This window comes from Streptomyces sp. NBC_00442, from assembly GCF_036014195.1.
Taxonomy (GTDB): Bacteria; Actinomycetota; Actinomycetes; order Streptomycetales; family Streptomycetaceae; genus Streptomyces.
This window is the reverse complement of record NZ_CP107918.1, coordinates 3,055,679-3,080,480: the sequence shown is the minus strand read 5'-3', so window position 1 is coordinate 3,080,480 and position 24,802 is coordinate 3,055,679. Positions and strand designations below refer to the sequence as shown.

The following is a 24,802-nucleotide window of genomic DNA, read 5'->3' as shown; positions in this document are numbered from 1 at the left end:
CGTGAGTCGAGCCCCAACTGCCGTGCCTTGTGCGGTAGTAACGCAACCGTGGGGTTCCGGCCAATGCGGCCCGTCCTGAACGCTGTTCATGTGCGGCGCCTGTGACAGAACGAAGACCTTGTGGGAGACCGCTCGTAACTCGCTGCGAGTTACAAATAGTTCTGACCGAACGACCGAACGCCTCTCCCTGGGGGAACCATGAAGCTCACCCGCATCGCCGCGCTCGCCGCCCTCGGTGTCGCCGCCACGTTCTCGCTCACCGCCTGCAACGGCGACGACTCCTCCAACGGTCAGGCCGCCGGTTCGTCCTCCTCGGCCGCGCCCGCCCCGGCCACCGCCGACCCCGGCTCCTCCGACTCCTCCGGCTCGGCCGCGTCCAACGGCGGCGCGAAGACCTCCGGCGGTGGCGGCTCCACCTCCGGCAGTGGCAAGTCCGGCGGCGCCAAGGGCTCCGCCAACGGCGCCGTGAACGGTACGGGCAAGGGTGACGGCAAGACCACGTTCTGCAAGACGCAGGACCTGGCCATCGACGCCCAGAACGCCGCGCCCGACAAGACCTCCGGCCGCATCAACATCACGATGATCAACCGCGGTTCCACCACCTGCTCCGCCACCGGTTTCGCGGGCGTCGACATCAAGGACGCCGACCACACCTCGAACCCCATAACCCGTGGTCAGGCCCAGCCCCGCATCACCACCCTGAAGCCCGGCGACGCCGCCGTCTTCGACATCGCGTACACCATCGACGCCAGCGGCAAGAGCCTCTCGCACCCCACCAACATCCTGGTGACGCCGCCGAACGAGACCCACACCATCACGCTGAACTGGCCCTCGGGTGCGGGTAACGTCAAGGGCTCGTACGGTGACGTCGAGGTCTACCCCACGCACAACGTCTGACCCTGGCGGAGCTGGTTCAGAGCGCGCTGACGAAACCGTGCCACGCCGTGGGGTTCAGGGTGAGCGCCGGGCCCTCCGGGTTCTTGGAGTCCCGGACGTGGACCGCTGAGGGGTGGGTCGCCACCTCCACACACGCACCGCCCTCGCTGCCGCTGTAGCTGGACTTGTGCCAGTCGCAGGCGATTTCGAGGCAGGCGCCGCCTTCGTCACCGCTGTAGCTGGACTTGAACCACGCAAGTGCGATGCTCATTGCTCTCCTAGTAGCCGGTCCAACAAGCCCTTCGTCTGCTCGGAGTTGAGGGCCTGCGTCCGCAGCATCGCATATTTCTGCGCGAGGATACTGACCTCGTCGGGCTCGGAGACGAGCTGGCTACCCCGTTGGGTCTCGGCGTAGCCCAAGTGCTGGTGATCCGGAGTCTCCACCAGGATGAACGGGCCGTCGAGTCCGGCATGGGTATGCCTTCCCAGTGGCATCACCTGGAGGGTGAGGCCCGGCAGGGAGGCGCACACACGCAGGTGTCGCAACATCTCGGTGTACACCGCGTCGCTGCCCAAGCGGTCCCGCAGGATGGCCTCGGAGATGACGAAGCTGATCGTCGGCGGCTCCTTCTGGTGCAGTATCTCCTGCCGCTCCAACCGCTTCGCGGTCTGCGCGACGATCTCGTCCTCGCTCATCGCGGGCACCTTGCTCAGGAACACCGCCTGCGCGTAGTTCTCCGTCTGGAGCAGGCCCGGCAGGACCTGGTTCTCGAACCAGGACAGCGCGACGGCCTCCCGCTCCAGGTCCATGTACTCCTCCGCCCACGCCGGGATCAGATCGATCTCCGGCATGTTGGCCACCGCCGTCTCCAGGGCGCCCTTGGTGTCGAGGATGCGGTCGAGCAGGCGGGCCAGGTCGGGTTTGAGGAGGCGGCGACCCTGTTCGATCGACGCGATCATCTCCAGGTGAAGGAGGGCACGATGGGCGAGTTCCTTCTGGGTCATGCCGGCGGCTTCCCTGAAGTTCGCCACGAGGGCGCCGACCAGTTTCATCGCCGACGTGTTCTTCCGGGACCGCTTCCTTGGGCGTCGCATGTTCCACCAACTCCCCATGCCCGCCCGTACGTTACGCCTTCGCGACCCGTACAGAATTGTTGTACGGGTCGGCGCACTGCACCCCGGCCCGCCCCTCCCGCAACCCTCCCCTCATGACCGAGAACGAAATCCGCGAACGTTTCTACGCCCGGCGGCGCCAATCCGTGCCCGCCGCGCGGGAGTTCGCCGAGGAGGCCCTCTCCGACTGGGGGTTCGCGCACCGGCGCGACGACGTGCTGCTGTGTGTCAGCGAGCTCGTCACCAACGCGCTGCTGCACGGGGTGCCGCCGGGGCGGGGGTTCCTGTTGCGGATGGGGCTGTGCGACGGGGCCGTGCTGCGGGTCGAGGTGCAGGACAGCGGGGCCGGGGTGCCCGGGATCGCGAAGGGGGCGGACGCGGGGGCCGAGGGCGGGCGCGGGCTGCTGCTCGTCGAGGCGGTGGCCGACAAGTGGGGGGTGGGGGAGCGCGACCCCGGCAAGACGGTGTGGTGCGCATTCCTTTGCCCTGGGCCGAGTTGAGCCGCGCGCCGCGCCTCCCTGCGACCGCATGCCGAGACGGGTGACCGGATGGTGGAATGGCCGGATGTCGGCCATGGGGCGCTGCGTAGGGTGCCGGGTAGTAGGACGTCCGAGCAAACCGACAGGAGCCGCCCCATGCCCGCCGCCTCTTCGGCCGCCGTGCCCCCGCTCGCCGCGCGTGCCGCGTCCGTCGGTGCCTCCCCCGTACGGGAGATCCTGGCGCTGACCGCACGGCCCGAGGTGATCTCCTTCGCCGGTGGCCTGCCCGCACCCGAGATGTTCGACGGCGCGGGCATGGCCGCCGCGTTCCGGGCCGTGCTCGACGAGCAGGCGGCCACCGCGCTCCAGTACTCCACGACCGAGGGAAGCCCGGCGCTGCGGGCCGCCACCGCGGACCGGGTCACCAAGCGCGGGCTCGCCACGGACGCCGACGACCTGCTCATCACCACCGGCTCCCAGCAGGGACTCACCCTCCTCGCCGCCGCGCTGCTCGAACCCGGCGATGTCGTCCTGGTCGAAGACCCCTGCTACCTCGCCGCGTTGCAGGTCTTCGGCTTCGCCGGGGCGCGCGTCGTCGCCGTGCCCTGCGACGAGGACGGCCCCGACCCGGCCGCGCTCGACGCGCTCGTCGCGAGCGAGCGGCCCAAGCTGTTCTACTCCGTGCCCACCTTCCAGAACCCGACCGGCCGCACCATGACCGCCGCGCGGCGCCGGGCCGTCGCGGATGTCGCCGTGCGGCGCGGGCTGTGGATCGTGGAGGACGATCCGTACGGCGAGCTGCGCTACGAGGGCGAGCACGTGCCGTGGATCTCCTCGTACGAGGACGCCGCCGACCGTACCGTGCTGCTCAGCAGCTACTCCAAGATCATGGCTCCCGGTCTGCGCATCGGCTGGATGCGCGCTCCGCACGACCTGCTGCGCGCCTGCGTCATAGCCAAGCAGGCCTCGGACCTGCACACGCCGACCGTCAACCAGCTCGCCGCCGCCCGCTACCTCGCGGACCGCGACCTCGACGCCCACCTCGCCCTGATCCGGGCCGCCTACGGTGAGCGCCGGGACGCCATGCTCGCGGGCCTCGCCGACGCGCTGCCCGAGGGCTCCACCTGGAACAGGCCCCGGGGCGGCATGTTCCTGTGGGTCAGGCTTCCGGCCGGCCATGACGCAACGGCCCTGCTGCCCAAGGTGGTTGAGCACGACGTCGCCTACGTCCCCGGCGCGCCCTTCTTCGCCGGTACCCCCGACGTCGCCTCCCTGCGGCTCTGCTTCGTCACCTCGGCCCCGGACGAGATCCGGGAAGGGCTCGCCCGGCTCGGTCGCGCGCTGAAGGGATAGGGGAGGCTCGGCCGGTCAACTCTGCTATAAGACACGGTATTTGAGAGAGACATGACGGAGCCTCACCCCTTCGGCTTCGCCCTCACGTGCATCCGCTCGCCCTGCCGGCCGAACAGGCTCAGCACCTCCACCGGGCGGCCGTCCGCGCTGCTGAACCAGTGCGGCACCTTCGTGTCCCACTCGGCGACCTCGCCAGGACCGAGCACCAGGTCGTGCTCGCCGAGGACGAGCCGCAGCCTGCCGTCGAGGACGTACAGCCACTCGTAGCCCTTGTGCGAGCGCAGGTCGGGCTCGGTGCCTCGGTGCGGGATGAGGAGCTTGTACGCCTGGAGGGGGCCCGGCGTCTTGGTCAGCGGGACGAAAGTGCCGCCGTGCGGCAACGGGCGCGGGCTGAGCCGCACCCGGGGATCGCCGACCTCGGGCGCGCCGACCAGGTCGTCGAGCGGCACGGCGTACGCGGTGGCGAGCGGGAGCAGGAGTTCGAGGCTGGGGCGGCGCTGGCCGGACTCCAGGCGGGACAACGTGCTCTTGGAGATCCCGGTCGTCGCGGAGAGCGCGGCCAGGCTCAGCCCGCGCCGCGCGCGCAGCCGCTTGAGCCGGGGACCGACTTCGTCCAGTACGGCCTGGTGGGGCGAGGGGGGTGAGGGGGGCGAGGGGGGTGTGGTCGGCGGCGCGGCTTCGGGCTGTTCCATGTGCTGCGGCATGGGGGCATTCCACCCCGGCCGTCCCGGAACTGGCAACAGAGGTTGCCGTTCCGGCCCCGGGGGCGCACCTTCCTCGGCATGAGCCCCTTGGGTGGGCTCCGGCCGGAGAGCGGGGTTCATGGTGACGTCCATCGACAGAGAAGTGCCCGGGGTGCCCGGGGCGGCGGGGGAGCGCGCGGCGCAGGCGGGATCGGGGCCGGGGTCGGAGCCGGTGTCGGGGTCGGGGGCGGTTCGGTGGGTGCTGGGCGGGCTTTCGCTGTCGATGCTGCTGTCCTCGCTCGGCACCAGCAGCGCCAATGTCGCCCTGCCGAACCTGGCCCACGCCTTCAACGCCTCGTTCCAGCAGGTGCAGTGGGTCGTCCTCGCCTATCTGCTCGCCGTCACCGCCCTCGTCGTGGGCGCCGGGCGGCTCGGTGACCTGCTCGGCCGGCGACGGCTGCTCCTCGCGGGGATCCTGCTGTTCACGACGGCCTCGCTGCTGTGCGGTGCCGCGCCCACGCTGGGGGTGCTGATCGCCGCGCGGGCGGCACAGGGGCTGGGCGCGGCGGTGATGATGGCGCTCACCCTGGCGTTCGTCGGCGAGACGGTGCCCAAGGCGCGCACCGGCCGGGCGATGGGGCTGCTCGGCACGATGTCCGCGACCGGTACGGCGCTCGGCCCGTCGCTCGGCGGCGTCCTGATCTCCGGGTTCGGCTGGCGGTCGGTCTTCCTCGTCGGTGTGCCGCTCGGCATCGTGAGCCTGCTCCTCGTCCACCGGTACGTGCCCGCCGGCCGGGAGCGGACCGGCACCCCGGGTGCGCGGTTCGACCGGGTGGGCACGGTGCTGCTCGCCCTCACGCTCACGTCGTACGCGCTGGCCATGACGCTGGGGCACGGCCGGATCGGTGTGCTCGGCCTGGTGCTGCTCGGGGCCGCGGGGTCGGGGGTCGCCGTCTTCGTACGGGTCGAGGCGCGGGCGGTGTCGCCGCTGATCAGGCCGGCCGTGTTCCGCGATCCGGCGCTCAGCGCGAGCCTCGTCATGAGTGCGCTCGTCTCCACGGTGATGATGGCGACGCTGGTGGTCGGGCCGTTCTACCTTTCGCGTGGGCTCGGCCTCCAGGACGCCCTGGTGGGGCTCGTCCTGTCCGCCGGGCCGCTCGTCGCCGCGCTGTCCGGGGTGCCGGCAGGGCGGCTCGTGGACCGGTTCGGCGCATACCGGACGACCCTGGGCGGGCTCGTCGCGTCGGCGGGGGGCTGTGTGCTCCTCGCCGTGACGCCGGCGGTGTTGGGCGTGCTCGGGTACGTCGTGCCGCTGGTGGTCGTCACCGGGGGGTACGCGGTGTTCCAGACGGCCAACAACACGGCGGTCCTGGCGGATGTCGCCCCGGACCGCCGGGGTGTCACCTCCGGGATGCTCCACCTGTCGCGCAACCTCGGGCTCATCACGGGGACGTCGGTGATGGGGGCGGTGTTCGCGGCGGGCTCGGGCACGGATGTTGCGGGTGCGGGGGCGGGGGCCGTCGCGACGGGGATGCGGGTGACGTTCGCCGTGGCGGCGGGGTTGGTGTTGCTCGCGCTGGGGGTTGCGGGGGCTGGGCGGGCGCTCGGCCGGCGCGGGGGGCCGGCGAACCCCGGGTCGCACGCGGGTGCGGGCCGGTGAGGCCTCTCCCGCACTTCCCCGCGCCCCTCAACTGCTCGGTGCCGGCCAGCATGGACATCCTCAGCCCGTCGTCGGGGTCCCCCTGTCCGTTGAGGCCTTGGGGGAGTTTGAGGACGAGCGCCCTTGAGGCGCGAACGGGGTCTGGGGCGGAGCCCCGGGGTGTCGGTGCGAGGGTGGGGTCATTCTCATACCGGTATAGTTAGGCCGGTATATTTATTGGACGTAGGTGAGAGGTCCCCATGATTGAGATCCTGAACTCCGCGCGGCTCGAGCGGGCGAGGGGCACCGGCGCGCTGGTCGGAACCATCCTGGAGGCGCTGAAACAGCGCAGCACGATCGGCACGAACCTGCTGGACATCGACCAGTGGGCCAAGGAGATGATCACCGAGGCAGGGGCTCGGTCCTGCTACGTCGACTACGCGCCGTCCTTCGGACGCGGCCCGTTCGGCCACTACATCTGCACGTCCGTCAACGACGGGGTGCTCCATGGTCTGCCCCACGACTACGCCCTGGCAGACGGGGATCTGGTGACTCTCGACCTCGCCGTAAGCAGGGGCGGGGTCGCCGCGGACGCCGCGATCAGCTTCCTGGTCGGCAAGGCGAGGCCGGCGCAGAGCGTCGCGATGATCGAGACGACCGAACGCGCACTCGCCGCCGGCATCGCCGCCGCCAAACCCGGGGCTCGCATCGGTGACCTCTCCCACGCCATCGGCACGGTCCTCGGCGAAGCGGGCTATCCGATCAACACCGAGTTCGGAGGCCACGGCATCGGCTCGACCATGCACCAGGACCCGCACATCGCGAACACCGGACGGCCCGGCCGCGGATACAAGCTGCGCCCCGGACTGCTGCTCGCCCTGGAGCCCTGGGTCATGGCCGACACCGCCGCACTCGTCACCGACGCAGACGGCTGGACGCTGCGCAGCGCGACCGGCTGCCGGACCGCGCACAGCGAGCACACCATCGCCATCACCGACACCGGAGCCGAAATCCTCACCCGCCCGCAAGCGGGATAGCGCCGAGGCCGCCGACCGAATTCCCTCCCGGCCGGATTCCCCCGGCCGGAACGTCGTGGCACGGCCGTCGTGGCACGGCCGTTGTGGCGGTACTGCCGGGGCCGGTGCTGTCAGGGTGCTTTCGGGTGCCGGGCGTCTGCCGGCCCGGTGTGCGCGGTGTCGGCGGGTCCGGTCTGTGCGAGTGCGGCCAGCAGACGCAGCTTTTCGTCGCTGTCGCTGTCCTTGTCGGGGTAGTAGACGACGAGGATGACGTCGTCGATGGGCAGTTTGTCGCGGTGCAGCCGCAGTTCGCCGACGACGGGGTGGTGGACGGTGGTGGTGCCGCCGTCGAGGGTGCGGACGTCGTGCCGGGCCCACAGGGTGCGGAACCGCTGGCTGGACAGGGCGAGTTCTCCGACGAGTTCGACGAAACGGGGGTTGTCGGTGTCGTCCCCGATGGTGGTGCGCAGAGCGGCCACGAAGCCGGCGGCGGCTTCGGGCCAGTCCTGGTGAAAGGCCTGTTCCTCGGGATCGAGGAAGAGGGAACGAAGCCGGTTCTCGCCGGGCCGCAGGCGCGGGGAGAGCGCGACGGCCATGGGGTTGGAGGCCAGCACGTCGAAGGTGCGCCCCTCGACGAACGCGGGAATCCGAAGATGGGCGAGGAGCTGGTGCACCCGTGCGGGTACGTGCTCGGGTCGCTTGCGGCGCGGAGCCCTGGGGCGTGCTGCCGAGAGGCCGAGCAGATACGTCCGCTCGACGTCGTCGAGGCGCAGGACACGTGCGAGGGATTCGAGGACCTGGGGTGAGGGGTGCGTGTCGCGTCCGCGTTCCAGCCGCAGGTAGTAGTCGGGGCTGATGCCGGCGAGCAGGGCGACTTCCTCACGGCGCAGGCCGGGCACGCGGCGGTTGCCGCCGGGCGGAATTCCTGCCTGTGCCGGTGAGATCAGCTCGCGCCGGGCGCGCAGGTAGTCACCGAGCCGGTTGGCGGACTCCTCGTCTTCCTTCACACCGACACCGTAATGCGGTGTCGGTGACGCAGAGGGGCCCTGCCAGGACCAGGGAAGACGGGGACTCTTTCCCGCCCGGCGGAATCCGCCAAGACTGCGAGAGCGGCGTTCCGCGATGGCCACGGAACATCGCCACGGAACATCAACGCGTGCGCCGCGGGCCTGAACGGCGTCGGCGTTCTGGATCGAAGGGAAGACCTCGTGGATCTCTCCAACCGCACCGTTCTCGTCGTCGGCGGTACCTCGGGCATCGGGCGGGAGCTGGCCCGCCGGTTCAAGGCGGCGGGCAGCACCGTGGCCGTGGGCGGCCGCAGCCCGGAGGCACTCCTGGAACTCGCCGGAGAGGGCTTCGGCACGTTCACCGTCGACGTCACCGACCCCGCCTCCGTCGCCTCTGCCCGGGACGCGGTGCTCGCCCGGTACCCCGGGCTGGACACCGTGGTGACCATGCCGGGCGTCATGCTCCTGGAAGACCTGCGCGACCCCGCGCACTTCGAGGCGACGCGCACGACGATCGACACGAACCTTCTCGGCACCATCCGCATGATCGACGCCTTCACCCCGCACCTGGTTCGGCGGGGCTCCGGCACCTTCATCACCGTCACCTCCGGCATCGCCTTCCTGCCCTTCCCGCCCATGCCCGCCTACGCCGCGTCGAAGGCCGCGGTGCACGCGTACTCCGAGGCACTGCGCGCGCAACTCGACGGCACCGGCGTCGGCGTCACCGAACTCGTCCCGCCGGCCGTCGCCACAGCGGGCCAGGAGAAGGTGAACCCGCACGCGCTGCCGCTCGACGCCTTCGTCACCGAGGTCATGCACCTGCTCTCCAAGGACCCCACCCCCCGCGAAGTCCTGGTGGAGGGAGTCCTCATGCATCGCTGGGCCGAGCGCGACGGCACCTACGACGACCTCGTCGCACAGCGCTCCCGGGCCCTGGCCATGCTCCCCGGCCGCGCGGGCTGACCTCGTCGCCCCCTACCACGTGTCGATCGTGGACAGGTCCGACTGCCAGTACGTGACCTTGGCCTGGCTGTCCACGACGGCCACGCTCTTGGCCAGGGTGGCGCGCGCCGCCGGACCCGTGGACCCGCCGCCGTCCCGGCCCTCGAAGTACACACTGACCTTGCGGGAGTCGTACGACGCGCCGCCGTCGTCCTCGCCCAGGGTCCGCACCATGGCGTACGCGGAGGCGCCGGGCGACAGCGAGACCACCGCCTGCGGAACCGTGTCCTTGTCCACCGCGATCGGCGACTGCTGGTCGTCGGAGAACGCGACGGCCGGCGCGTAGTAGGCGTTGCACAGCGTCGATCCGGTGTTGGTGACCGTCAGGAGGACGTGGTTGATCGGGCGGGTGACCGGCGTCGCGGTCAGCTTCACATTGGCGCCGGTGCACGACGCGTCGCCGGTGCCGCCCCCGGACCCGGGCTTCTTCGCCGACTTGCCGGCCGAGTTCGCGGCGGAGCCGCTGCCGGACCCCGTGCCGCTCCCGGTGTGCCGGGCGGAGGCCGAGCCCCCGCTCTTGCCGGAACCCGTACCCGTACCGGACCCCGTACCCGACCCCGTACCCGACCCCGTACCCGACCCCGTGCCGGAGCCCGTGTGGTCCGTGGCCGGGACGGAGACGGGGGACGGAGTCGACGGGCTGTCGGCCGCGGTCGAGCCGCCCGAGCCGTCGCCGCCGCAGGCCGTCAGGGCGAGGGCGGCGACGAGGGTGGAAGTGGCGGCGGCGGCGATGCGGAAGGTGCTGCGCATGGTGATGGTGCTCCCCGTGTGAGTAGGTGCTGGTCGTGGGTGCTGCCTGGCCGACGGCGTGGACGCGTCAGGGGCGGTAGCGGTGGATCAGCGTGATGAGGGTGGCGATGGACACGGCCAGGACGACCACGGCCAGGGAGTCCGCCACGTTGAACCGGATGCGGAATCGCATGTGCTGCTCCCCGGAACGAGCGGTTCGGCTGCTTGCTGCACCTACCTTGCGGGCCGGTCGGGCAACTGGGCAACGAGCAAGGGACAATGGGGGAAGCTGGAACGCTGGAACACCCTTTGACCTGGGGAAACGACCTGTCCCTGGAATGCGTTCCTGGGATGGATGGGGAGGGAACCGGGGCATGGCGACAACCGAGTCCGAGCAGTTCGCGGCGCTGCTGCGGGAGTTGAAGGACCGTTCGGGACGCAGCTACGGAGTCCTCGCCGGGCGACTCCACATGAGTACGTCCACGCTCCACCGGTACTGCAACGGGGACGCGGTGCCGAATGAGTACGCACCTGTCGAGCGGCTCGCCCGGCTGTGCGGGGCGGGCCCCGAGGAGTCCGTCGAACTGCACCGGCGCTGGATCCTGGCGGACGAGGCGCGCCGCCGCTCGCGCGCGGCGAACTCGGGCTCCGCGGCCGGGGCTGCGGCCGGGTCCGCGTCCGCGTCGGGGACCGAGCCCGCGTCCGGGTCGGGGGTCGTGCCCGTGCCGGCGGGTGAACGCCCGGAGCCCGAGGATTCCGGGGATCCCGAGGATTCCGGGGATCCCGAGGAAGCCGGGGAGCGCGCGGAATCCGGGGAGCGCGCGGAATCCGGGGAGTACGCCCCCTCCGTCGCCGATTCGCGCGCCGCCGAGGACGCCGCCGCCGGAACGTCCCGGCTTGTCGCCGTCACGCCCGGGGGCGAAGAGGCCGGTCCGGCAGGGGAGGACGAGTTGCCCGTCGTCGGCCCGGTCGCGCCGGAACGCGGGCGCGGCTCAGGGCCGGTCGTGGGGGGCCGGTTCGGCACGAGGAAGACGCGGCTCGCGCTCATCGGGGCCGGCGTCGTCGCGCTCGCCGTCTCGGCGACGGCCGTCGTCACGCTGTCGGGCGGCCCGGCCGGAAGCGAGACCGTCGCCGATGCCAAGGCGAGTACGACACCGGCCGCGAAGACCCTCCGGCCGTCGCCCAGCACCAGCGCGAGCCCGAGCCCGAGCCCGAGCGGCAGCACCGGCCCGTCCGGCTCACCCTCCGCGCGCTCCTCTTCGGGCGCCCCCAGTCCCAAGAGCGAGAAGAGGCAGGTGGCGCCGGGGCCCGCGCCGCTGAGCGTCGGCATCAGCTCGTACGACTGGGACACGCCGTGCGGGAAGTTCTATCTGCTGGACCAGAAGCCGGGCGCGGTGCCGCCGCCCCCGTCCAGCGTGCAGGACCGGCTGTCGTGGGCGCGGGCGCTGGGCGGCGTCGACGGCGGGAACCTGAAGCTGGAGCTGACCGCGACCGGCAAGCGCCAGGAGTCGGTGGTGATCACGGGGGTCGACGTGCGGGTGGTGGGCCGCCAGGCGCCGCTGGACTGGACGGCGTATTCGATGGGTTCGGGCTGCGGCGGCGGTGTCGTGCCGCAGACCTTCGACATCGACCTGGACGCGGCCCAGCCCGTCAGCAAACCGGTCGCCGGTCATCAGGGCGACGAGAAGGTGCCGGCGAAGGACTTCCCCTTCAAGGTGTCCACGAGCGACCCCGAGGTCCTCGACCTGGACGTGCACACCGAGGCGCACGACGTCACCTGGTACCTGGAGGTCAGCTGGAGCAGCGGCGACCGGTCGGACAAGATCCGCGTGGACGACAACGGGAAGCCGTTCCACACCAGTGCGGTCAAGGGGCGCCCGGCGTTCGAGTACCGCCTGGACACCAATGTGTGGGACCACCTGGACGTCGGGTGAACCGGGCGGCCCCACACGGGAGTTGGATCTGAGTGCTGCCGCCGACTACAGCCGCTCGGGGGTGCGGATGCCGAGCAGGGCCATGCCCCGGTTCAGCGTCCGGGCGGTCAGCTCGCACAGGAAGAGGCGGTTCTCGACCTGGGCCTCGGTGTCGGCCTTCAGGACCGGGCACTGGTCGTAGAAGGTCGTGAACAGCGACGCCAGCTGGAACAGGTACGCGGCCACCTTGTGCGGCGCGTACTCGGCCGAGGCCTCGAACACCGTGTCGCCGAACGCGTCCAGGTGCAGGCCCAACGCCCGCTCCGCCGGGGCCAGTTCGAGCTCGGGGTGGGCGGCGGGCGAGGCGGCCCCGGCCTTGCGGAGGATCGACTTGATCCGGGCGTACGCGTACTGGAGGTACACCGACGTGTCGCCGTTGAGCGACACCATCTGGTCCAGGTCGAACTTGTAGTCCCGGTTCGCGGAGGTGGAGAGGTCCGCGTACTTGACCGCGCCGATGCCGACGTACCGGCCGTTCTCGACGATCTCCTCCTCGGTCAGGCCCACCTTGTCGGCCTTGTCGCGCACGACGGCGGTGGCCCGCTCGGCGGCCTCGTCGAGGAGGTCCTCCAGCTTGACCGTCTCGCCCTCACGGGTCTTGAACGGCTTGCCGTCCGCGCCGAGCACCGTGCCGTAGCCCATGTTGTGCGCGGTGACGTCGTCGCCGAGCCAGCCCGCCCGGCGGGCCGTCTCGAAGACCATCTTGAAGTGCAGCGACTGCCGTACGTCCACGACGTAGATCAGCGACGTGGCGTGCAGCTCGGTGACCCGGTCGCGGATCGCCGAGAGGTCGGAGGCCGCGTAGCCGAAGCCGCCGTCGGCCTTCTGCACGATCAGCGGGACCGGCTGGTCGTCCTTGCCCCGGATCTCGTCGAAGAACACCACGAGCGCGCCCTCGGAACGCACGGCGACGCCGGACTCCTCCAGGAGCCGGGCCGTCTCCGGCATCAGGTCGTTGTACGCCGACTCGCCGACGATCTCGTCGTCCCGCACGTCCATGTCCAGCTTGCCGAAGACCGAGTTGAAGTAGACCTTCGACTCGTCGACGAACTGCTGCCACAGCTCCAGGGTCTCCTTGTCGCCGGACTGGAGCGCGACGACCCGCTTGCGGGCCCGCTCCTTGAACTGCTCGTCGGAGTCGAAGACCGCGCGCGACGCCTTGTACACCCGGTTCAGGTTGGACATGGCCTGCTCGCCGTCGACCTCCTCGGCCGGGGCCAGCTGACCGGGGTTCTCGATCAGGTACTGGATGAGCATGCCGAACTGGGTGCCCCAGTCGCCGATGTGGTGCCGGCCGATCGTCCGCTCGCCGGTGAAGTCGAGCATGGCGCGCAGCGCGTCGCCGATGACCGCCGACCGCAGGTGGCCGACGTGCATCTCCTTGGCCACGTTGGGCTGCGCGTAGTCGATGACCGTGACGCCGGGGTCGCTCTTCAGCGGCACGCCGAGCCGGTCGTCGGCGGCGCGGGCGGCGAGGGTCTCGATGATCGCCCGGTCGGCGAGCGTGATGTTGAGGAAGCCGGGGCCCGAGACCTCGATCTCCTTGATCACGTCGCCGTCGACCCGGTCGACGACCTTGGTCGCGAGCTCGCGCGGGTTGCCCTTCAGCTTCTTCGCGAGGGCGAGGATCCCGTTGGCCTGGAAGTCGGCCCGGTCGCTTCGGCGCAGCAGCGGGTCGGTGGAGCCGGCCTCCGGCAGGGCAGCCGAGAGGGCGTCCGCCAGGCGCTGCTGGACAGTGGAAGCGAGGGAATGGACCGAGGCCATGAGGTGCCGTTCCTGTCGGGAGTGAGGACGATTGTGCTCCGATTGTCCCACGCGACCTGTGCCCGTCTCTCCTGAGATTCCTCCCGCGATTCCGCCCGCGATTCCTCCGGCGTTTCTCCCGGGCAGGGGCCGCCCTTTCCCCCGGGACACGGGCAACCCCGGAGGCGCTCGTTCCGTCTGGGAGAATGGGCCCGCCGGCCTCTCTCAGGCAGACGAAGGCATTACGAGAAAGAAGGACGTGCCGACCGTGGCTCAGAGCAGCACCGAGACCGACTGGGTCTCCCGTTTCGCGGACGATGTCATCGCCGAGTCGGAGCGACGTGCGCCTGACGCTGCGAAATCTCCCGCCGAAGCCCCGGTGGTCGTCGTCGCGTCCGGCCTCTCGCCCTCCGGCCCGATCCACCTGGGCAACCTGCGCGAGGTCATGACGCCGCACCTGGTCGCCGACGAGATCCGCCGCCGTGGCTACACGGTCCGGCACCTGATCTCCTGGGACGACTACGACCGCTACCGCAAGGTGCCGAACGGCGTCCCCGGTGTGGACGAGTCGTGGAACGAGCACATCGGCCGCCCGCTGACCTCGGTGCCGGCTCCGGCCGGCTCGGCGTACCCGAACTGGGCCGAGCACTTCAAGGCCGCCATGACCGCGGCCCTCGACGAGCTCGGCGTCGAGTACGACGGCATCAGCCAGACCGAGCAGTACACCTCGGGCGTCTACCGCGAGCAGGTGCTCCACGCGATGAAGCACCGCGCGGACATCGACGCGATCCTGGAGCAGTACCGCACCAAGAAGGCCCCGGGCAAGAAGTCGCAGAAGCCGCTCGACGAGGCCGAGGTGGAGGCCGCCGAGGGCTCGGGCGCAGCCGCCGAGGACGACGGTACCGGCTCCACGGGCTACTTCCCGTACAAGCCGTACTGCGGGGGCTGCGGCAAGGACTTCACGGTCGTGACCGCCTACGACGACGACAGCACCGAGCTGACCTACACCTGCTCGGCGTGCGCGTTCTCCGAGACCGTGCGGCTGAGCGAGTTCAACCGCGGCAAGCTGGTCTGGAAGGTCGACTGGCCGATGCGCTGGGCGTACGAGGGCGTGGTCTTCGAGCCGTCCGGCGTCGACCACTCCTCGCCGGGCTCCTCCTTCCAGGTCGGCGGCCAGATCGTGTCGATCTTCGACGGAGTCCAGCCGATCGGCCCGATGTACGCCTTCGTCGGCATCAGCGGCATGGCCAAGATGTCCTCGTCCAAGGGCGGCGTGCCGACCCCGGCCGACGCGCTGAAGATCATGGAGCCGCAGCTCCTTCGCTGGCTGTACGCGCGCCGCAGGCCCAACCAGTCCTTCAAGATCGCCTTCGACCAGGAGATCCAGCGGCTCTACGACGAGTGGGACAAGCTGGAGGCGAAGGTCGCCGACGGTTCGGCGCTGCCCGCCGACGCGGCCGCCCACTCCCGGGCCGCCCGCACCGCCGCCGGTGAACTGCCGCGCACCGCACGGCCGTTGCCCTACCGCACGCTCGCCTCGGTCGTCGACGTGACGGCCGGCCACGAGGACCAGACCCTGCGCATCCTCGGCGAACTCGACCCGGCCAACCCGGTCACCTCGCTCGACGAGGTGCGCCCGCGCCTGGACCGCGCCGAGAACTGGATCACCACCCAGGTCCCGGCCGACCAGCGCACCCTGGTCCGCGAGGAGCCCGACACCGAGCTGCTCGCCTCGCTCGACGACGAGGGCCGCGAGTCGCTGCGCCTGCTCGTCGAGGGCCTGGACACGCACTGGTCGCTCGACGGGCTGACGACGCTCGTCTACGGCGTGCCGAAGGTGATGGCGGGTCTGGCGCCGGACGCCAAGCCGACGCCCGAGCTGAAGGTCGCCCAGCGCTCGTTCTTCGCGCTGCTCTACACGCTCCTGGTGAGCCGCGAGACGGGCCCGCGCCTGCCCACGCTGCTGCTCGCCGTGGGCGCCGACCGGGTGCGCAAGCTGCTCGCCGCCTGATCGTCACGCAGGGCCGAAGGGCCGTCACCCCGCTCCGGGTGACGGCCCTTCGGCTGTCTCAAGTGGCCTTGCGCGTATGCGTATTGACGTGGCGTCAGGCAGTGCGCACGTGATGTGTCAGGCGATGTGGTCCTCGGCGGCGCGGGCCGCCTCGAAGTGCCGCTTGAACTGGGGGTGCAGCTGGCGCAGCACGGCGGCGCTGTTCGGGTAGCTCACCCGGTGCTCGTCCGTGAGCTTTATGTCGAGGGCCTCGACGGTCGGGTAGTCGCCCTCGGTGTTCACGTGCTGGCGGAAGACGTCGTAGGCGAGGTCCGCGAACTGGGCGAACTCGTCCTCCGTCGGGGTCGCTTCGACGACGGGGTCCGGCTCCGGCGCGGGCTGCGGTACGCCCGCGCGAGGGGCCGGCACGCCGAGGGGGCGTTCGCGGCCGGGCCCCGAGGGAACCATCACGGGCTCCGGCGCCTGCTCGGCGTCCCGCACCTGCTGGGGGCCCTGCGTCTGCTGCGGACCGGGCGCCTGCTGCGGACCGGGTGCCTGCTGAGCGGCCGATGCCTGCTGCGGGGCCTGTGCCGGGCCGGGCCCCTGCGCCTGGCTGCGTCCCGGCGCCTGCTCCGGTCCCGGTGCCTGCTCGGGGCCGGCGTCGGGGAAGGCCGGGTCGTACGTGCCCGCGTACTCCTCGGGCGAGACGTGCTGGGCGGCGAACCACGGGCTCTCGTGCGTGGTCGGCTGCTCCGGTCCGGCGTACGCCTGCTGCTCCTGGGGCGCCGGGGCCTGGGGCTGCCGGGCCGCGAGCGGGGGCTCGTCGGGCGGGGTGTGCGCGTGCGCGGGAGGAAGTTCCGGCTGCGGCTCGGGGCGCGCGGCCACCGGCGGGGGCGGCAGCAGCACCGGTTCCATGCCGGCCGCGGCGAGGCCCGCGGGCGCGGTCTCGGCGAGCGGCACGCCGAACTTGGCGAGCCGCAGCGGCATCAGCGACTCGATGGGCGCCTTGCGGCGCCAGGCGCGGCCGTAGACGGCCTGGAGGCGGGCGCGGTAGACCAGCCGGTCCTGTTCGAGCTTGATGACCTGCTCGTAGCTGCGCAGCTCCCACAGCTTCATCCGCCGCCACAGGCGGAACGTCGGAATGGGCGAGAGCAGCCAGCGGGTGAGGCGGACGCCCTCCATGTGCTTGTCGGCGGTGATGTCGGCGATCCGGCCGACCGCGTGCCGTGCCGCCTCGACGGAGACGACGAACAGGACCGGGATCACCGCGTGCATGCCCACGCCCAGCGGGTCCGGCCAGGCGGCGGCGCCGTTGAAGGCGATCGTCGCGGCGGTGAGCAGCCAGGCGGTCTGGCGCAGCAGCGGGAACGGGATGCGCATCCAGGTCAGCAGCAGGTCGAGGGCGAGCAGCACACAGATGCCCGCGTCGACGCCTACGGGGAAGACGTAGGAGAAGTTCCCGAATCCCTTCTGCAGCGCGAGCTCGCGGACCGCGGCATACGAACCCGCGAAACCGATCCCGGCGATCACCACGGCACCCGCGACCACCACCCCGATCAGAATGCGGTGCGTCCGTGTCAGCTGAGTCGCGGCCACCCGCGTCCCCTCCCCTTGTCAAGCAACTGGCGGGCACAGCCTGGCACATACGTACGGAGTCCGGCCCACAGGGGAGGCCGGACTCCGTACGGTTGCGCGAGCGTTACTTGTTGTTGGCGGCGGTCACCGCCGCCACCGCCTCCTTGGCGAGGGCGGTCGCGCCGTCCAGGACGTCGCCGCTGTCCGGGGCGTCCGCGCCCTGGTAGCCGGTGCCGTTGTAGTCGACGGCGACCACGGCGTTGGCGGTGCGCACCACCACGATGCCGTAGCGGAAGTCCGCGTCGCCCTTCTTCAGGTCGAAGACGAGGGCGGTCGCCTGGTCGCCGAGGCCGGAGACCGGCGCGGTCTTCACGTTCTTCGCGTCGCCCGTCGACTGGGCCGCCGAGACCGCCCGGTCGAACTGCTTCTGCGCGAGCGAGTCGCCGGTGCCGAGGCCCCGCGTGGAGTCGTAGCGCTTGAAGTCGATGTCGAGCCAGCGGTAGTTCGAGCCGTCGACGCCCTTGTCCTCCAGGCCGTTCCAGGTGCAGCTGGCCTGCGACTGCGGGTCCGAGGTCTTGCCGACCTCGCCGGCCTTCGTCTTCGCCTTGGGCACGTAGGTGTCGATCGACTTCTCGGCGATCGACTGGCACGCCTCGGGCAGCTTGGTGAGCTTGGCCGGCGCGAGGGAGGGCGAGGCGCTCGCCTGCTTGCCGCCGGACGCGGAGGAGGACGAGGAGGACGACGTCGTCGAGTCCGTCTTCTTCTTCGCGTCCCCGGAGTCGGAGGAACAGCCCACTGCGACGAGCATCACAGGGACGGCGGCACAGGCGAGGACACGGGCGAGCCGGATGCGCGGGGCCGGGGCGTGCGCCTTTTCGGGGGTGGCCGGGGCTGATCGGTGCATGATTCCTTCGCTCTTCGTTCTTCGCGCGGGCGCGCTATTCGTTGAACTGCTCGACGAGCTTGCCGGCCATGGCCTGGGCCTGCTCCTGCAGCTCCTTGCTGTCGGGGACCGTGGCGGATGCCATGGCCTGGGCGGTGTACTCGATGGTCACGATGACGTTGGACGTACGGAAGACCACTGTGACGGTACGTTGTCCGGCGCCCGCCCCGCCGCCGGTGCCGGCCGGTGACGAGACGTCGTCGATGAACGCCGCGTCGCCGAGACCGCTGAGCCTGCGCGGCTGGAGGCCGTCCGGGCCGGCGCCGCCGGAGGGGCTCGGCGCGCCCGTGCCGCCCGCGGAGGGGGTGCCGCCGGGCGACGGGGCGCCGCTCGACGGCGAGGCCGTGTGGCCCGGGGTGACCGGGGCGCCGGAGCCGCCCGGGGCGGGCGAACCGGGGGCGCCCGAGGCGGGCGAGCCGGACGGGCTGGGGGACGCGGACGCGGCCGGCGCGGAGCTGCGGGGAGCGGGCAGGTTCGCCGCCGTCTCCTTCTTCGCGTACAGCTCCTGCGTCTGGTCGTCGTCGCTCACCGTCGGGTCGTACGACACCACCCGCTCGAAGTCGACCGTGAGCCTTCGCACACCGTCGGCCGTCTCGTCCTTCCAGCGGCAGCCGACCCTGCGGTCGGTGTCGTAGGTCAGGTCGGCGGAGCCGGCGTACTCCTTGGTTGCGTCGGCCTCGGGGAGGGCGGCCGCGCCCGGCAGCATGTCCTTGAGCGCGCTCTGGCTCACCGCGTGGCACGGCTCGGGCAGGGTGCGGTACTTGCCGGGCGGCGCGACGGCGGATTTGGTCACGCCGCCCTTGGAGTCGGTGCTCGATCCGTCGGATCCGGAGGCCGCGGAACAGCCGGAGGCGAGCGCCACCAGAAGTGCGAGACCAGGCACGTACGCCTTTCGCTGCACGGTTCGAAGGCTCCTTCCAGCAGGACGGCGGTGAGGGAAAACGGGTTGCCGCCGCAGGGCGGTGGCCGGACACAATGTGTATCGCACGTGCACCTGTGAACGCCGGTCCACTGTCCTGGTTGTGGGCGTTGGTACCAGTTTTGCCATACGTGCCGTTTTGGGCCCTGGTGCCGCTTTTCGCTTACGTTTTCACTCACGGGGGATCGCAGAATTATGTCGTACACGGAGATGCCCGGTGCTCGGGTGCCCATCAGGATGTGGACCGACCCGGCGTCCGTCGACGCGGGCGCGATGCAGCAGCTGCACAATGTCGCCACCCTGCCGTGGATCAAGGGGCTCGCGGTGATGCCGGACGTGCATTACGGCAAGGGCGCCACGGTCGGCTCGGTCATCGCCATGCACGGCGCGGTGTGTCCGGCCGCCGTGGGCGTCGACATCGGCTGCGGCATGTCCGCGGTCAAGACCTCGCTGACCGCCAACGACCTGCCGGGCGACCTCTCCCGGCTCCGCTCCAAGATCGAGCAGGCCATTCCGGTGGGACGGGGCCTGCACCGTTCGCCGGTGGACCCGGGCCGCCTGCACGGCTTCCCGGTGGCGGGGTGGAACGGGCTCTGGGAGCGGTTCGGGGGGATCGCCGAGCCGGTCAGGTTCCGTGAGGAGCGCGCAGCCCAGCAGATGGGGACGCTCGGCTCCGGCAACCACTTCGTGGAGTTCTGTCTGGACGAGTCGGGCGCGGTCTGGCTGATGCTGCACTCCGGTTCGCGCGTCATCGGCAAGGAGCTCGCCGACTTCCACATCGGCGTGGCCCGCGAACTGCCGCACAACCAGAACCTCGTCGACCGTGACCTCGCCGTCTTCGTCGCGGACACCCCGCAGATGGCGGCGTACCGCAACGACCTGTTCTGGGCGCAGGAGTACGCCAAGTACAACCGGGCGGTCATGATGGCCCTCTTCCAGGACGTCGTGCGCAAGGAGTTCAAGAAGGCCCGGGTCGCCTTCGAGGAGGTCATCTCCTGCCACCACAACTACGTGGCGGAGGAGCGGTACGACGGCATGGACCTGCTGGTCACCCGCAAGGGAGCGATCCGGGCGGGCTCGGGGGACTTCGGGATCATCCCGGGCTCCATGGGCACGGGCTCGTACATCGTGAAGGGGCTCGGCAACGAGGCGTCCTTCAACTCGGCCTCGCACGGCGCGGGCCGCAGGATGAGCCGGAGCGCGGCCAAGCGGGCGTACAGCACGCGCGACCTGGCCGAGCAGACGCGGGGCGTGGAGTGCCGCAAGGACGCCGGCGTCGTGGACGAGATCCCCGCCGCGTACAAGCCGATCGAGAAGGTGATGGATCAGCAGCGCGACCTGGTGGAGGTCGTGGCGAAGCTCAAGCAGGTCATCTGCGTCAAGGGGTGAGTGGGCCGGGGCCGTCTTCCCGGCCCCGCCGCTCACAGCTCGCGGTGGACCTTGGTGTTGGAGGCCTGGGCGCGGGGGCGGACCACCAGCAGGTCGATGTTGACGTGGCTGGGCCGGGTGACCGCCCAGGTGATGGTGTCGGCGACGTCCTCGGCGCTGAGCGGCTCGGCGACGCCCGCGTACACCTTGGCGGCCTTCTCGGTGTCGCCGCGGAAGCGGGTGGTGGCGAACTCGTCGGTCTTCACCATGCCGGGCGCGATCTCGATGACGCGCACCGGGCGGCCGACGATCTCCAGGCGGAGCGTCTCGGCGAGCACGCGGGCGCCGTTCTTCGCGGCCACGTAACCGCCGCCGCCCTCGTAGGTGGCGTGGCCGGCCGTGGAGGACAGGATGACGACCGCGCCGTCGCCGGACGCTTCGAGCGCGGGCAGCAGGGCCTGGGTGACGTTGAGCGAGCCGATGACGTTGGTCTCGTACATCTGGCGCCAGTCGTCCGGGTCGCCGGTCGCGACCGGGTCGGCGCCGAGCGCGCCGCCCGCGTTGTTGACGAGGACCCCGATGGTGCGGAACGCGGTGGCGAACTCGTCGACGGCGGCACGGTCCGTCACGTCCAGCGGGTACGCCGTCGCCTGGTGGCCCGCCTCGATGATCTCGGCCGCGAGCGCCTCGATGCGGTCCTTGCGGCGGGCGGTCAGCACCACGCGGTAGCCGGCGGCGGCGAGCCCGCGCGCGGTCGCGGCACCGATCCCGCCGCTCGCTCCGGTGACGACGGCGATCGGGGTCCCGGCGGCAGTCATGTCGTGCTCCTCGCGCGTGTGGTGAGTACGCCGCCAGGATAGGCGGGGCGGCCGGGGGTCCGCTCCGGCGGCCGGGGCCCGCGCGCTCAGCGGCCCCGCGGCGCGTACATGATCACGGCCATCCCGGCGAGGCAGATCAGGGCGCCGGTGACGTCCCAGCGGTCCGGGCGGTAGCCGTCCGCGACCATGCCCCAGGCGATCGAGCCCGCCACGAAGACACCGCCGTACGCGGCGAGGATCCGGCCGAACTCGGCGTCCGGCTGAAGCGTCGCCACGAAGCCGTAGACGCCGAGCGCGAGCACACCGGCGCCGATCCAGATCCAGCCCCGGTGCTCCCGCACGCCCTGCCACACGAGCCAGGCACCGCCGATCTCGAACAGGGCGGCCAGGACGAACAGGAGCACGGAGCGGGCGACGAGCATGGGGACAGGGTGGCACGCACGGTCCGGCGCCGGACCGTGCGTAGTCCCGGCGCCGGACGAAAGGGCGTTGCGGCCCCGGACGATGCGGCGTTACGGAGAGGGCTCGGGGGGGAGTGCTCGGGGGGAGTGCTCGGGAGCGCTCGGGGTGGCGTCCCGGCGAAATGCGGGGTGAAAGGTACCTTTCGCCCATGGTCGTTCGTGTGATGAACAGATTGGGCGGAGCGCGTCGGGCGTGCGGGTCGGGCGAGGCGGGAGGCGCGGCCGGGGCCGCGAGCGCCCGGCCGGGTCGGGTGCGCGGAACCCTGGCGACCGTCGCCGTCGCCGTCCTGGTCGCGGCGACGCTGATCGCCACCGGCACGCCGAGCGGGGCCGCCGGCCCCGGCCCCGGCGACGACGACGGTGCGACGGCGGGGAGTTCGGGCCCGGTGGCGGGCGCCGCCGACGCCGGGATCGAGGCGGACGTGTCGTACCACGGCCATGTCTCCCTGTGGAACGGCCGGATCGGCGTGTGGCTCGCGACGGCCAACCACGGCCCCGCGCCGGTAGCCGGGGCCACGGTGCGGCTGCGCTTCTCGGTGCCGCTCGACCGGGACGCCACCCTGCCGCCCAGCTGTCTGCGCACCGGCCCCGCGGAACTGCACTGCGGCACCGGCGCGATGCGGGGCGCGGGCAGCGGTGTGCGGCTCGCGCTGGACGTGGCGACCGTCGGCACTCCCAACGAGGTGGGCGTCGACATCGACACCGTATGGAACGGCGGCATCAGCGACCGCAACCTGGTCAACAACACCCACCGGGTCCTGGCCCTGGCCACGGGCGACGCGTACGCGTTCTGAACAAAGCTTCATTTTCTGCCAGTTGGGATGCCCGGCCCCGAACGGCCGGGCCGGCATCCGCCGTTAAGCGTGCCCCGTCCAGCGATCGAGCGCCGCGTGGAGCCCGGCCGGGTCCGGGTTGTCGCTCGCCCAGGCCACGTATCCGTCCGGCCGCACGAGCAGCGTGCTGCCGCGCCCGCTCCTCCAGTGCGCGCGCACCACGCCCTCGGGCGCCGCACTCCGGGCGCCCCGGGGTGTCACGAGGACGAACTCGCCCCGCCGCAGCGCCTCGTAGAGGCGGCCGTCCGCGAGGCCCAGATCGGGGGCGCGCCGTCCGGTGAGCGGGTGTGATCCGCGCTCCGCCCGGTAGGAGATGCCGACGCCGCTGATCATCCCGAGCGCCTTGTCGGCGATGGGGCGGACGGCCTTGAGGGAGCGGGTGGCCAGCGAGCGGACCGCGCGCTGAAGGGGGGTGTGGGCCATCGCGAGCCGCACCAGGGCCCCGCTGCTGCGCAGCACCGACGCGCCGACCGGGTGGCGCTCCGTCTCGTAGCTGTCGAGCAGCGCCTCGGGGTCGGCGACGCGGCCGCGCAGTGCGGCGGCGAGCTTCCAGGAGAGGTTCGCGGCGTCCTGGAGGCCGGTGTTCATGCCCTGGCCGCCGGCGGGGGAGTGGACGTGCGCGGCGTCCCCGGCGAGGAAGACCCGGCCGACCCGGTAGGACGGGGCCTGGCGTTCGTCGCTGTGGAAGCGGGAGATCCAGCGGGGGTCGTGCAGCCCGAGGTCGGCGCCGAGGGCCTCGCGGGCGATGCCGCGCAGCTCGTCGAGGTCGACGGGGGCGGTGTCGGGGGCCTGGTGGTTGCGGTTCCACCCCATGACCCGGAAGTAGCCGTCGCCGAACGGCGCGATGACGGCGAAGGAGTCGCCCGAGCCGTTGACGGTGAGCATCACGTCCGGTTCCGTGTCGAGGCGCACGTCCGCCAGCACGATCGAGCGGATCACGGCCGCGCCGGGGAACGGCACCCCGAGGGACTCGCGGACCCCGCTGCGCGCGCCGTCGGTGCCGACGAGGTAACGGGACCGGGCGGTCAGCGGCCGCCCGCCGTCGGCTTCGCGCAGGTCGGCGGTGACCCCGTCGTGATCCTGACGCAGACTCAGCAGCTCGGTCCCATAAAGGAATTGGACGCCCTCGGCCACGGCCCGCCGCTCCAGGAGGCGTTCCATCTCGTACTGCGGGGAGACCAGCAGGAACGGGAAGCGTGAGCGCAGCCGGGTCAGGTCGAGGGTCACGTGGCCGAACATGTCCATGTGATCGATGGCCGAGCCCCCCTTGATGAGCTCGTCCGCGAGGCCGCGGGCGTCGAGCATTTCCAGGGTGCGCGCGTGGACGCCGAACGCGCGCGTCATGTTGCTGATTCCGCGCGGCCTGCGCTCGACGACGGTGACGGGCACGCCCGCGGCGGCCAGGTCTCCCGCGAGGAGCAGCCCCGTCGGGCCGGAGCCGACGACGAGGACGTCCGGGGTTAACGCCGGATCGGCCGTGTGGATGGAGTCATTGGAGTCGCTGGAGTCGTTCATGGCTGCCTCCTGGGTGCCGGCCGCGATGGGCCGACGCCTGTGGTCAACGGCTGTGGGTCAACGCTTGTTGGCAAATGTAGAACCGTCGGAACTGGCGTGTCAACAACCGTTGGCCTACATTTGTTGGCATGACGACCGAAGCCCCCGCCGGTGGCCCCCGACGCACCTCCGGAGCCACCAAGGCCGCGATCCTCGAAGCCGCCCGCGAGCGCTTCGCGGCCGACGGCTACGAACGCGCGACCATCCGCGCCATCGCCCGGGACGCGGGGATCGACCCGTCGATGGTGATGCGGTACTACGGCAACAAGGAGGGCCTGTTCGCGGCCGCGTCCGAGATCGATCTGGGGTTCCCGGACCCGCGCACCCTGCCCGCCGAGGGCCTCGGCGCGGCGCTCGTCGCCCACTTCTTCGACCGCTGGGAGGGTGACGACGTGCTGACCGCCCTGCTCCGGGTGGGCGTCACCAACGCGACCGGTGCCGAGCGGGTGCGGGCGATCTTCTCCGAGCAGATGGTGCCGCTCGCCGCCGCCGTCTGCCCCGACCCGGACGACGCCCCGCGCCGGGCCGCCCTGGTGTCCGCGCAGATCCTGGGCCTGGCCCTGACCCGCTACGTGCTGCGCTTCCCGCCCGCGGCCGCGATGTCCCGCGAGGAGGTCGTCGCGTGGCTCGCCCCCACGGTCCAGCGCTATCTGACGGCCGAGGGGGCCTGACCGCCGGCGCCCCGGCGGGCGGGTCCGTTGTCGCGCGCGGCTTGATGTCGTGCGCGG

The 24,802-nt window shown here is 71.6% G+C and carries 23 protein-coding genes; 11 read left to right on the top strand and 12 right to left on the bottom strand.

Annotated features, from left to right (window positions below):
• Positions 1–198 precede the first annotated feature (198 nt).
• On the top strand, positions 199–897 hold the full coding sequence (locus OG432_RS13865) for a DUF4232 domain-containing protein (protein ID WP_328311244.1): 699 nt from the start codon (positions 199–201) through the stop codon (positions 895–897).
• A gap of 16 nt (positions 898–913) precedes the next feature.
• On the opposite strand, the gene OG432_RS13860 is transcribed toward OG432_RS13865, so the two are convergent.
• Together OG432_RS13860 and OG432_RS13855 are read right to left on the bottom strand one after the other, a co-directional pair.
• Positions 914–1,147 (bottom strand): DUF397 domain-containing protein, encoded by a 234-nt coding sequence (locus tag OG432_RS13860; RefSeq protein WP_328311243.1) that lies wholly within the window; start codon positions 1,145–1,147, stop codon positions 914–916.
• Entirely contained in the window at positions 1,144–1,971 is an 828-nt protein-coding gene (locus OG432_RS13855) for a helix-turn-helix domain-containing protein (RefSeq protein WP_328311242.1), read from the bottom strand. Before OG432_RS13855 ends, OG432_RS13860 begins: the two co-directional genes overlap by 4 nt.
• Before the next feature lie 113 nt (positions 1,972–2,084).
• On the opposite strand from OG432_RS13855, the gene OG432_RS13850 reads away from it, so the two are divergent.
• Both OG432_RS13850 and OG432_RS13845 read left to right on the top strand, forming a co-directional pair.
• Positions 2,085–2,489 (top strand): ATP-binding protein, encoded by a 405-nt coding sequence (locus tag OG432_RS13850; RefSeq protein ID WP_328311241.1) that lies wholly within the window; start codon positions 2,085–2,087, stop codon positions 2,487–2,489.
• 135 nt (positions 2,490–2,624) lie between these two features.
• A complete protein-coding gene (locus OG432_RS13845; RefSeq protein WP_328311240.1) occupies positions 2,625–3,821 on the top strand; it encodes an aminotransferase-like domain-containing protein in 1,197 nt (398 codons plus the stop codon).
• Between the two features lie 62 nt (positions 3,822–3,883).
• On the opposite strand, the gene OG432_RS13840 is transcribed toward OG432_RS13845, so the two are convergent.
• Positions 3,884–4,525: a helix-turn-helix domain-containing protein gene (locus OG432_RS13840; protein WP_328311239.1), complete on the bottom strand. Its 642-nt coding sequence runs from the start codon at positions 4,523–4,525 to the stop codon at positions 3,884–3,886.
• A gap of 118 nt (positions 4,526–4,643) precedes the next feature.
• On the opposite strand from OG432_RS13840, the gene OG432_RS13835 reads away from it, so the two are divergent.
• Both OG432_RS13835 and map read left to right on the top strand, forming a co-directional pair.
• On the top strand, positions 4,644–6,164 hold the full coding sequence (locus OG432_RS13835) for an MFS transporter (protein WP_328311238.1): 1,521 nt from the start codon (positions 4,644–4,646) through the stop codon (positions 6,162–6,164).
• 239 nt (positions 6,165–6,403) lie between these two features.
• Positions 6,404–7,180: a type I methionyl aminopeptidase gene (map, locus tag OG432_RS13830; protein WP_328311237.1), complete on the top strand. Its 777-nt coding sequence runs from the start codon at positions 6,404–6,406 to the stop codon at positions 7,178–7,180.
• Between the two features lie 110 nt (positions 7,181–7,290).
• Here the strand turns inward: map and OG432_RS13825 are convergent, their stop codons facing one another.
• The gene (locus OG432_RS13825; protein ID WP_328311236.1) at positions 7,291–8,166 is read right to left on the bottom strand and encodes a helix-turn-helix transcriptional regulator; all 876 of its coding nucleotides are present in this window, start codon (positions 8,164–8,166) and stop codon (positions 7,291–7,293) included.
• A gap of 201 nt (positions 8,167–8,367) precedes the next feature.
• On the opposite strand from OG432_RS13825, the gene OG432_RS13820 reads away from it, so the two are divergent.
• On the top strand, positions 8,368–9,129 hold the full coding sequence (locus OG432_RS13820; RefSeq protein ID WP_328311235.1) for an SDR family oxidoreductase: 762 nt from the start codon (positions 8,368–8,370) through the stop codon (positions 9,127–9,129).
• A gap of 12 nt (positions 9,130–9,141) precedes the next feature.
• Here the strand turns inward: OG432_RS13820 and OG432_RS13815 are convergent, their stop codons facing one another.
• Positions 9,142–9,918, bottom strand: a complete 777-nt coding sequence (locus tag OG432_RS13815) for a DUF4232 domain-containing protein (RefSeq protein ID WP_328311234.1) — start codon at positions 9,916–9,918, stop codon at positions 9,142–9,144.
• Between the two features lie 353 nt (positions 9,919–10,271).
• Here OG432_RS13815 and OG432_RS13810 point away from each other — a divergent pair, with 353 nt between their 5' ends.
• The gene (locus OG432_RS13810; protein ID WP_328311233.1) at positions 10,272–11,831 is read left to right on the top strand and encodes a helix-turn-helix domain-containing protein; all 1,560 of its coding nucleotides are present in this window, start codon (positions 10,272–10,274) and stop codon (positions 11,829–11,831) included.
• A gap of 45 nt (positions 11,832–11,876) precedes the next feature.
• Here OG432_RS13810 and argS read toward each other — a convergent pair whose 3' ends face one another.
• Positions 11,877–13,634 (bottom strand): arginine--tRNA ligase, encoded by a 1,758-nt coding sequence (gene argS / locus OG432_RS13805; RefSeq protein WP_328311232.1) that lies wholly within the window; start codon positions 13,632–13,634, stop codon positions 11,877–11,879.
• A gap of 238 nt (positions 13,635–13,872) precedes the next feature.
• Between argS and lysS the strand changes: the two genes are divergently transcribed.
• Entirely contained in the window at positions 13,873–15,624 is a 1,752-nt protein-coding gene (lysS, locus tag OG432_RS13800; RefSeq protein WP_328311231.1) for a lysine--tRNA ligase, read from the top strand.
• A 117-nt stretch (positions 15,625–15,741) separates the two neighbouring features.
• Here the strand turns inward: lysS and OG432_RS13795 are convergent, their stop codons facing one another.
• The 3 genes from OG432_RS13795 to OG432_RS13785 all read right to left on the bottom strand — a co-directional run bounded on the left by OG432_RS13795 (position 15,742) and on the right by OG432_RS13785 (position 19,022).
• The gene (locus OG432_RS13795) at positions 15,742–17,199 is read right to left on the bottom strand and encodes a DUF2637 domain-containing protein (protein WP_328311230.1); all 1,458 of its coding nucleotides are present in this window, start codon (positions 17,197–17,199) and stop codon (positions 15,742–15,744) included.
• 103 nt (positions 17,200–17,302) lie between these two features.
• Positions 17,303–18,082 carry a DUF3558 domain-containing protein gene (locus tag OG432_RS13790; protein WP_328311229.1) on the bottom strand — a complete coding sequence of 260 codons (780 nt, stop codon included), beginning with the start codon at positions 18,080–18,082 and terminating at the stop codon, positions 17,303–17,305.
• A gap of 34 nt (positions 18,083–18,116) precedes the next feature.
• The gene (locus OG432_RS13785; RefSeq protein WP_328311228.1) at positions 18,117–19,022 is read right to left on the bottom strand and encodes a DUF3558 domain-containing protein; all 906 of its coding nucleotides are present in this window, start codon (positions 19,020–19,022) and stop codon (positions 18,117–18,119) included.
• A gap of 213 nt (positions 19,023–19,235) precedes the next feature.
• Here OG432_RS13785 and OG432_RS13780 point away from each other — a divergent pair, with 213 nt between their 5' ends.
• The gene (locus OG432_RS13780; RefSeq protein ID WP_328311227.1) at positions 19,236–20,429 is read left to right on the top strand and encodes an RtcB family protein; all 1,194 of its coding nucleotides are present in this window, start codon (positions 19,236–19,238) and stop codon (positions 20,427–20,429) included.
• Between the two features lie 32 nt (positions 20,430–20,461).
• Here OG432_RS13780 and OG432_RS13775 read toward each other — a convergent pair whose 3' ends face one another.
• Positions 20,462–21,226: an SDR family NAD(P)-dependent oxidoreductase gene (locus OG432_RS13775; RefSeq protein ID WP_328311225.1), complete on the bottom strand. Its 765-nt coding sequence runs from the start codon at positions 21,224–21,226 to the stop codon at positions 20,462–20,464.
• Between the two features lie 86 nt (positions 21,227–21,312).
• Positions 21,313–21,648 carry a YnfA family protein gene (locus OG432_RS13770; protein ID WP_328311223.1) on the bottom strand — a complete coding sequence of 112 codons (336 nt, stop codon included), beginning with the start codon at positions 21,646–21,648 and terminating at the stop codon, positions 21,313–21,315.
• Between the two features lie 188 nt (positions 21,649–21,836).
• Between OG432_RS13770 and OG432_RS13765 the strand changes: the two genes are divergently transcribed.
• Positions 21,837–22,481 (top strand): hypothetical protein, encoded by a 645-nt coding sequence (locus OG432_RS13765; RefSeq protein WP_328311221.1) that lies wholly within the window; start codon positions 21,837–21,839, stop codon positions 22,479–22,481.
• Between the two features lie 63 nt (positions 22,482–22,544).
• On the opposite strand, the gene OG432_RS13760 is transcribed toward OG432_RS13765, so the two are convergent.
• Positions 22,545–24,035, bottom strand: a complete 1,491-nt coding sequence (locus OG432_RS13760) for an FAD-dependent monooxygenase (RefSeq protein WP_328311220.1) — start codon at positions 24,033–24,035, stop codon at positions 22,545–22,547.
• A gap of 128 nt (positions 24,036–24,163) precedes the next feature.
• Between OG432_RS13760 and OG432_RS13755 the strand changes: the two genes are divergently transcribed.
• Positions 24,164–24,745 carry a TetR/AcrR family transcriptional regulator gene (locus OG432_RS13755; RefSeq protein ID WP_328311218.1) on the top strand — a complete coding sequence of 194 codons (582 nt, stop codon included), beginning with the start codon at positions 24,164–24,166 and terminating at the stop codon, positions 24,743–24,745.
• Positions 24,746–24,802 lie beyond the last annotated feature (57 nt).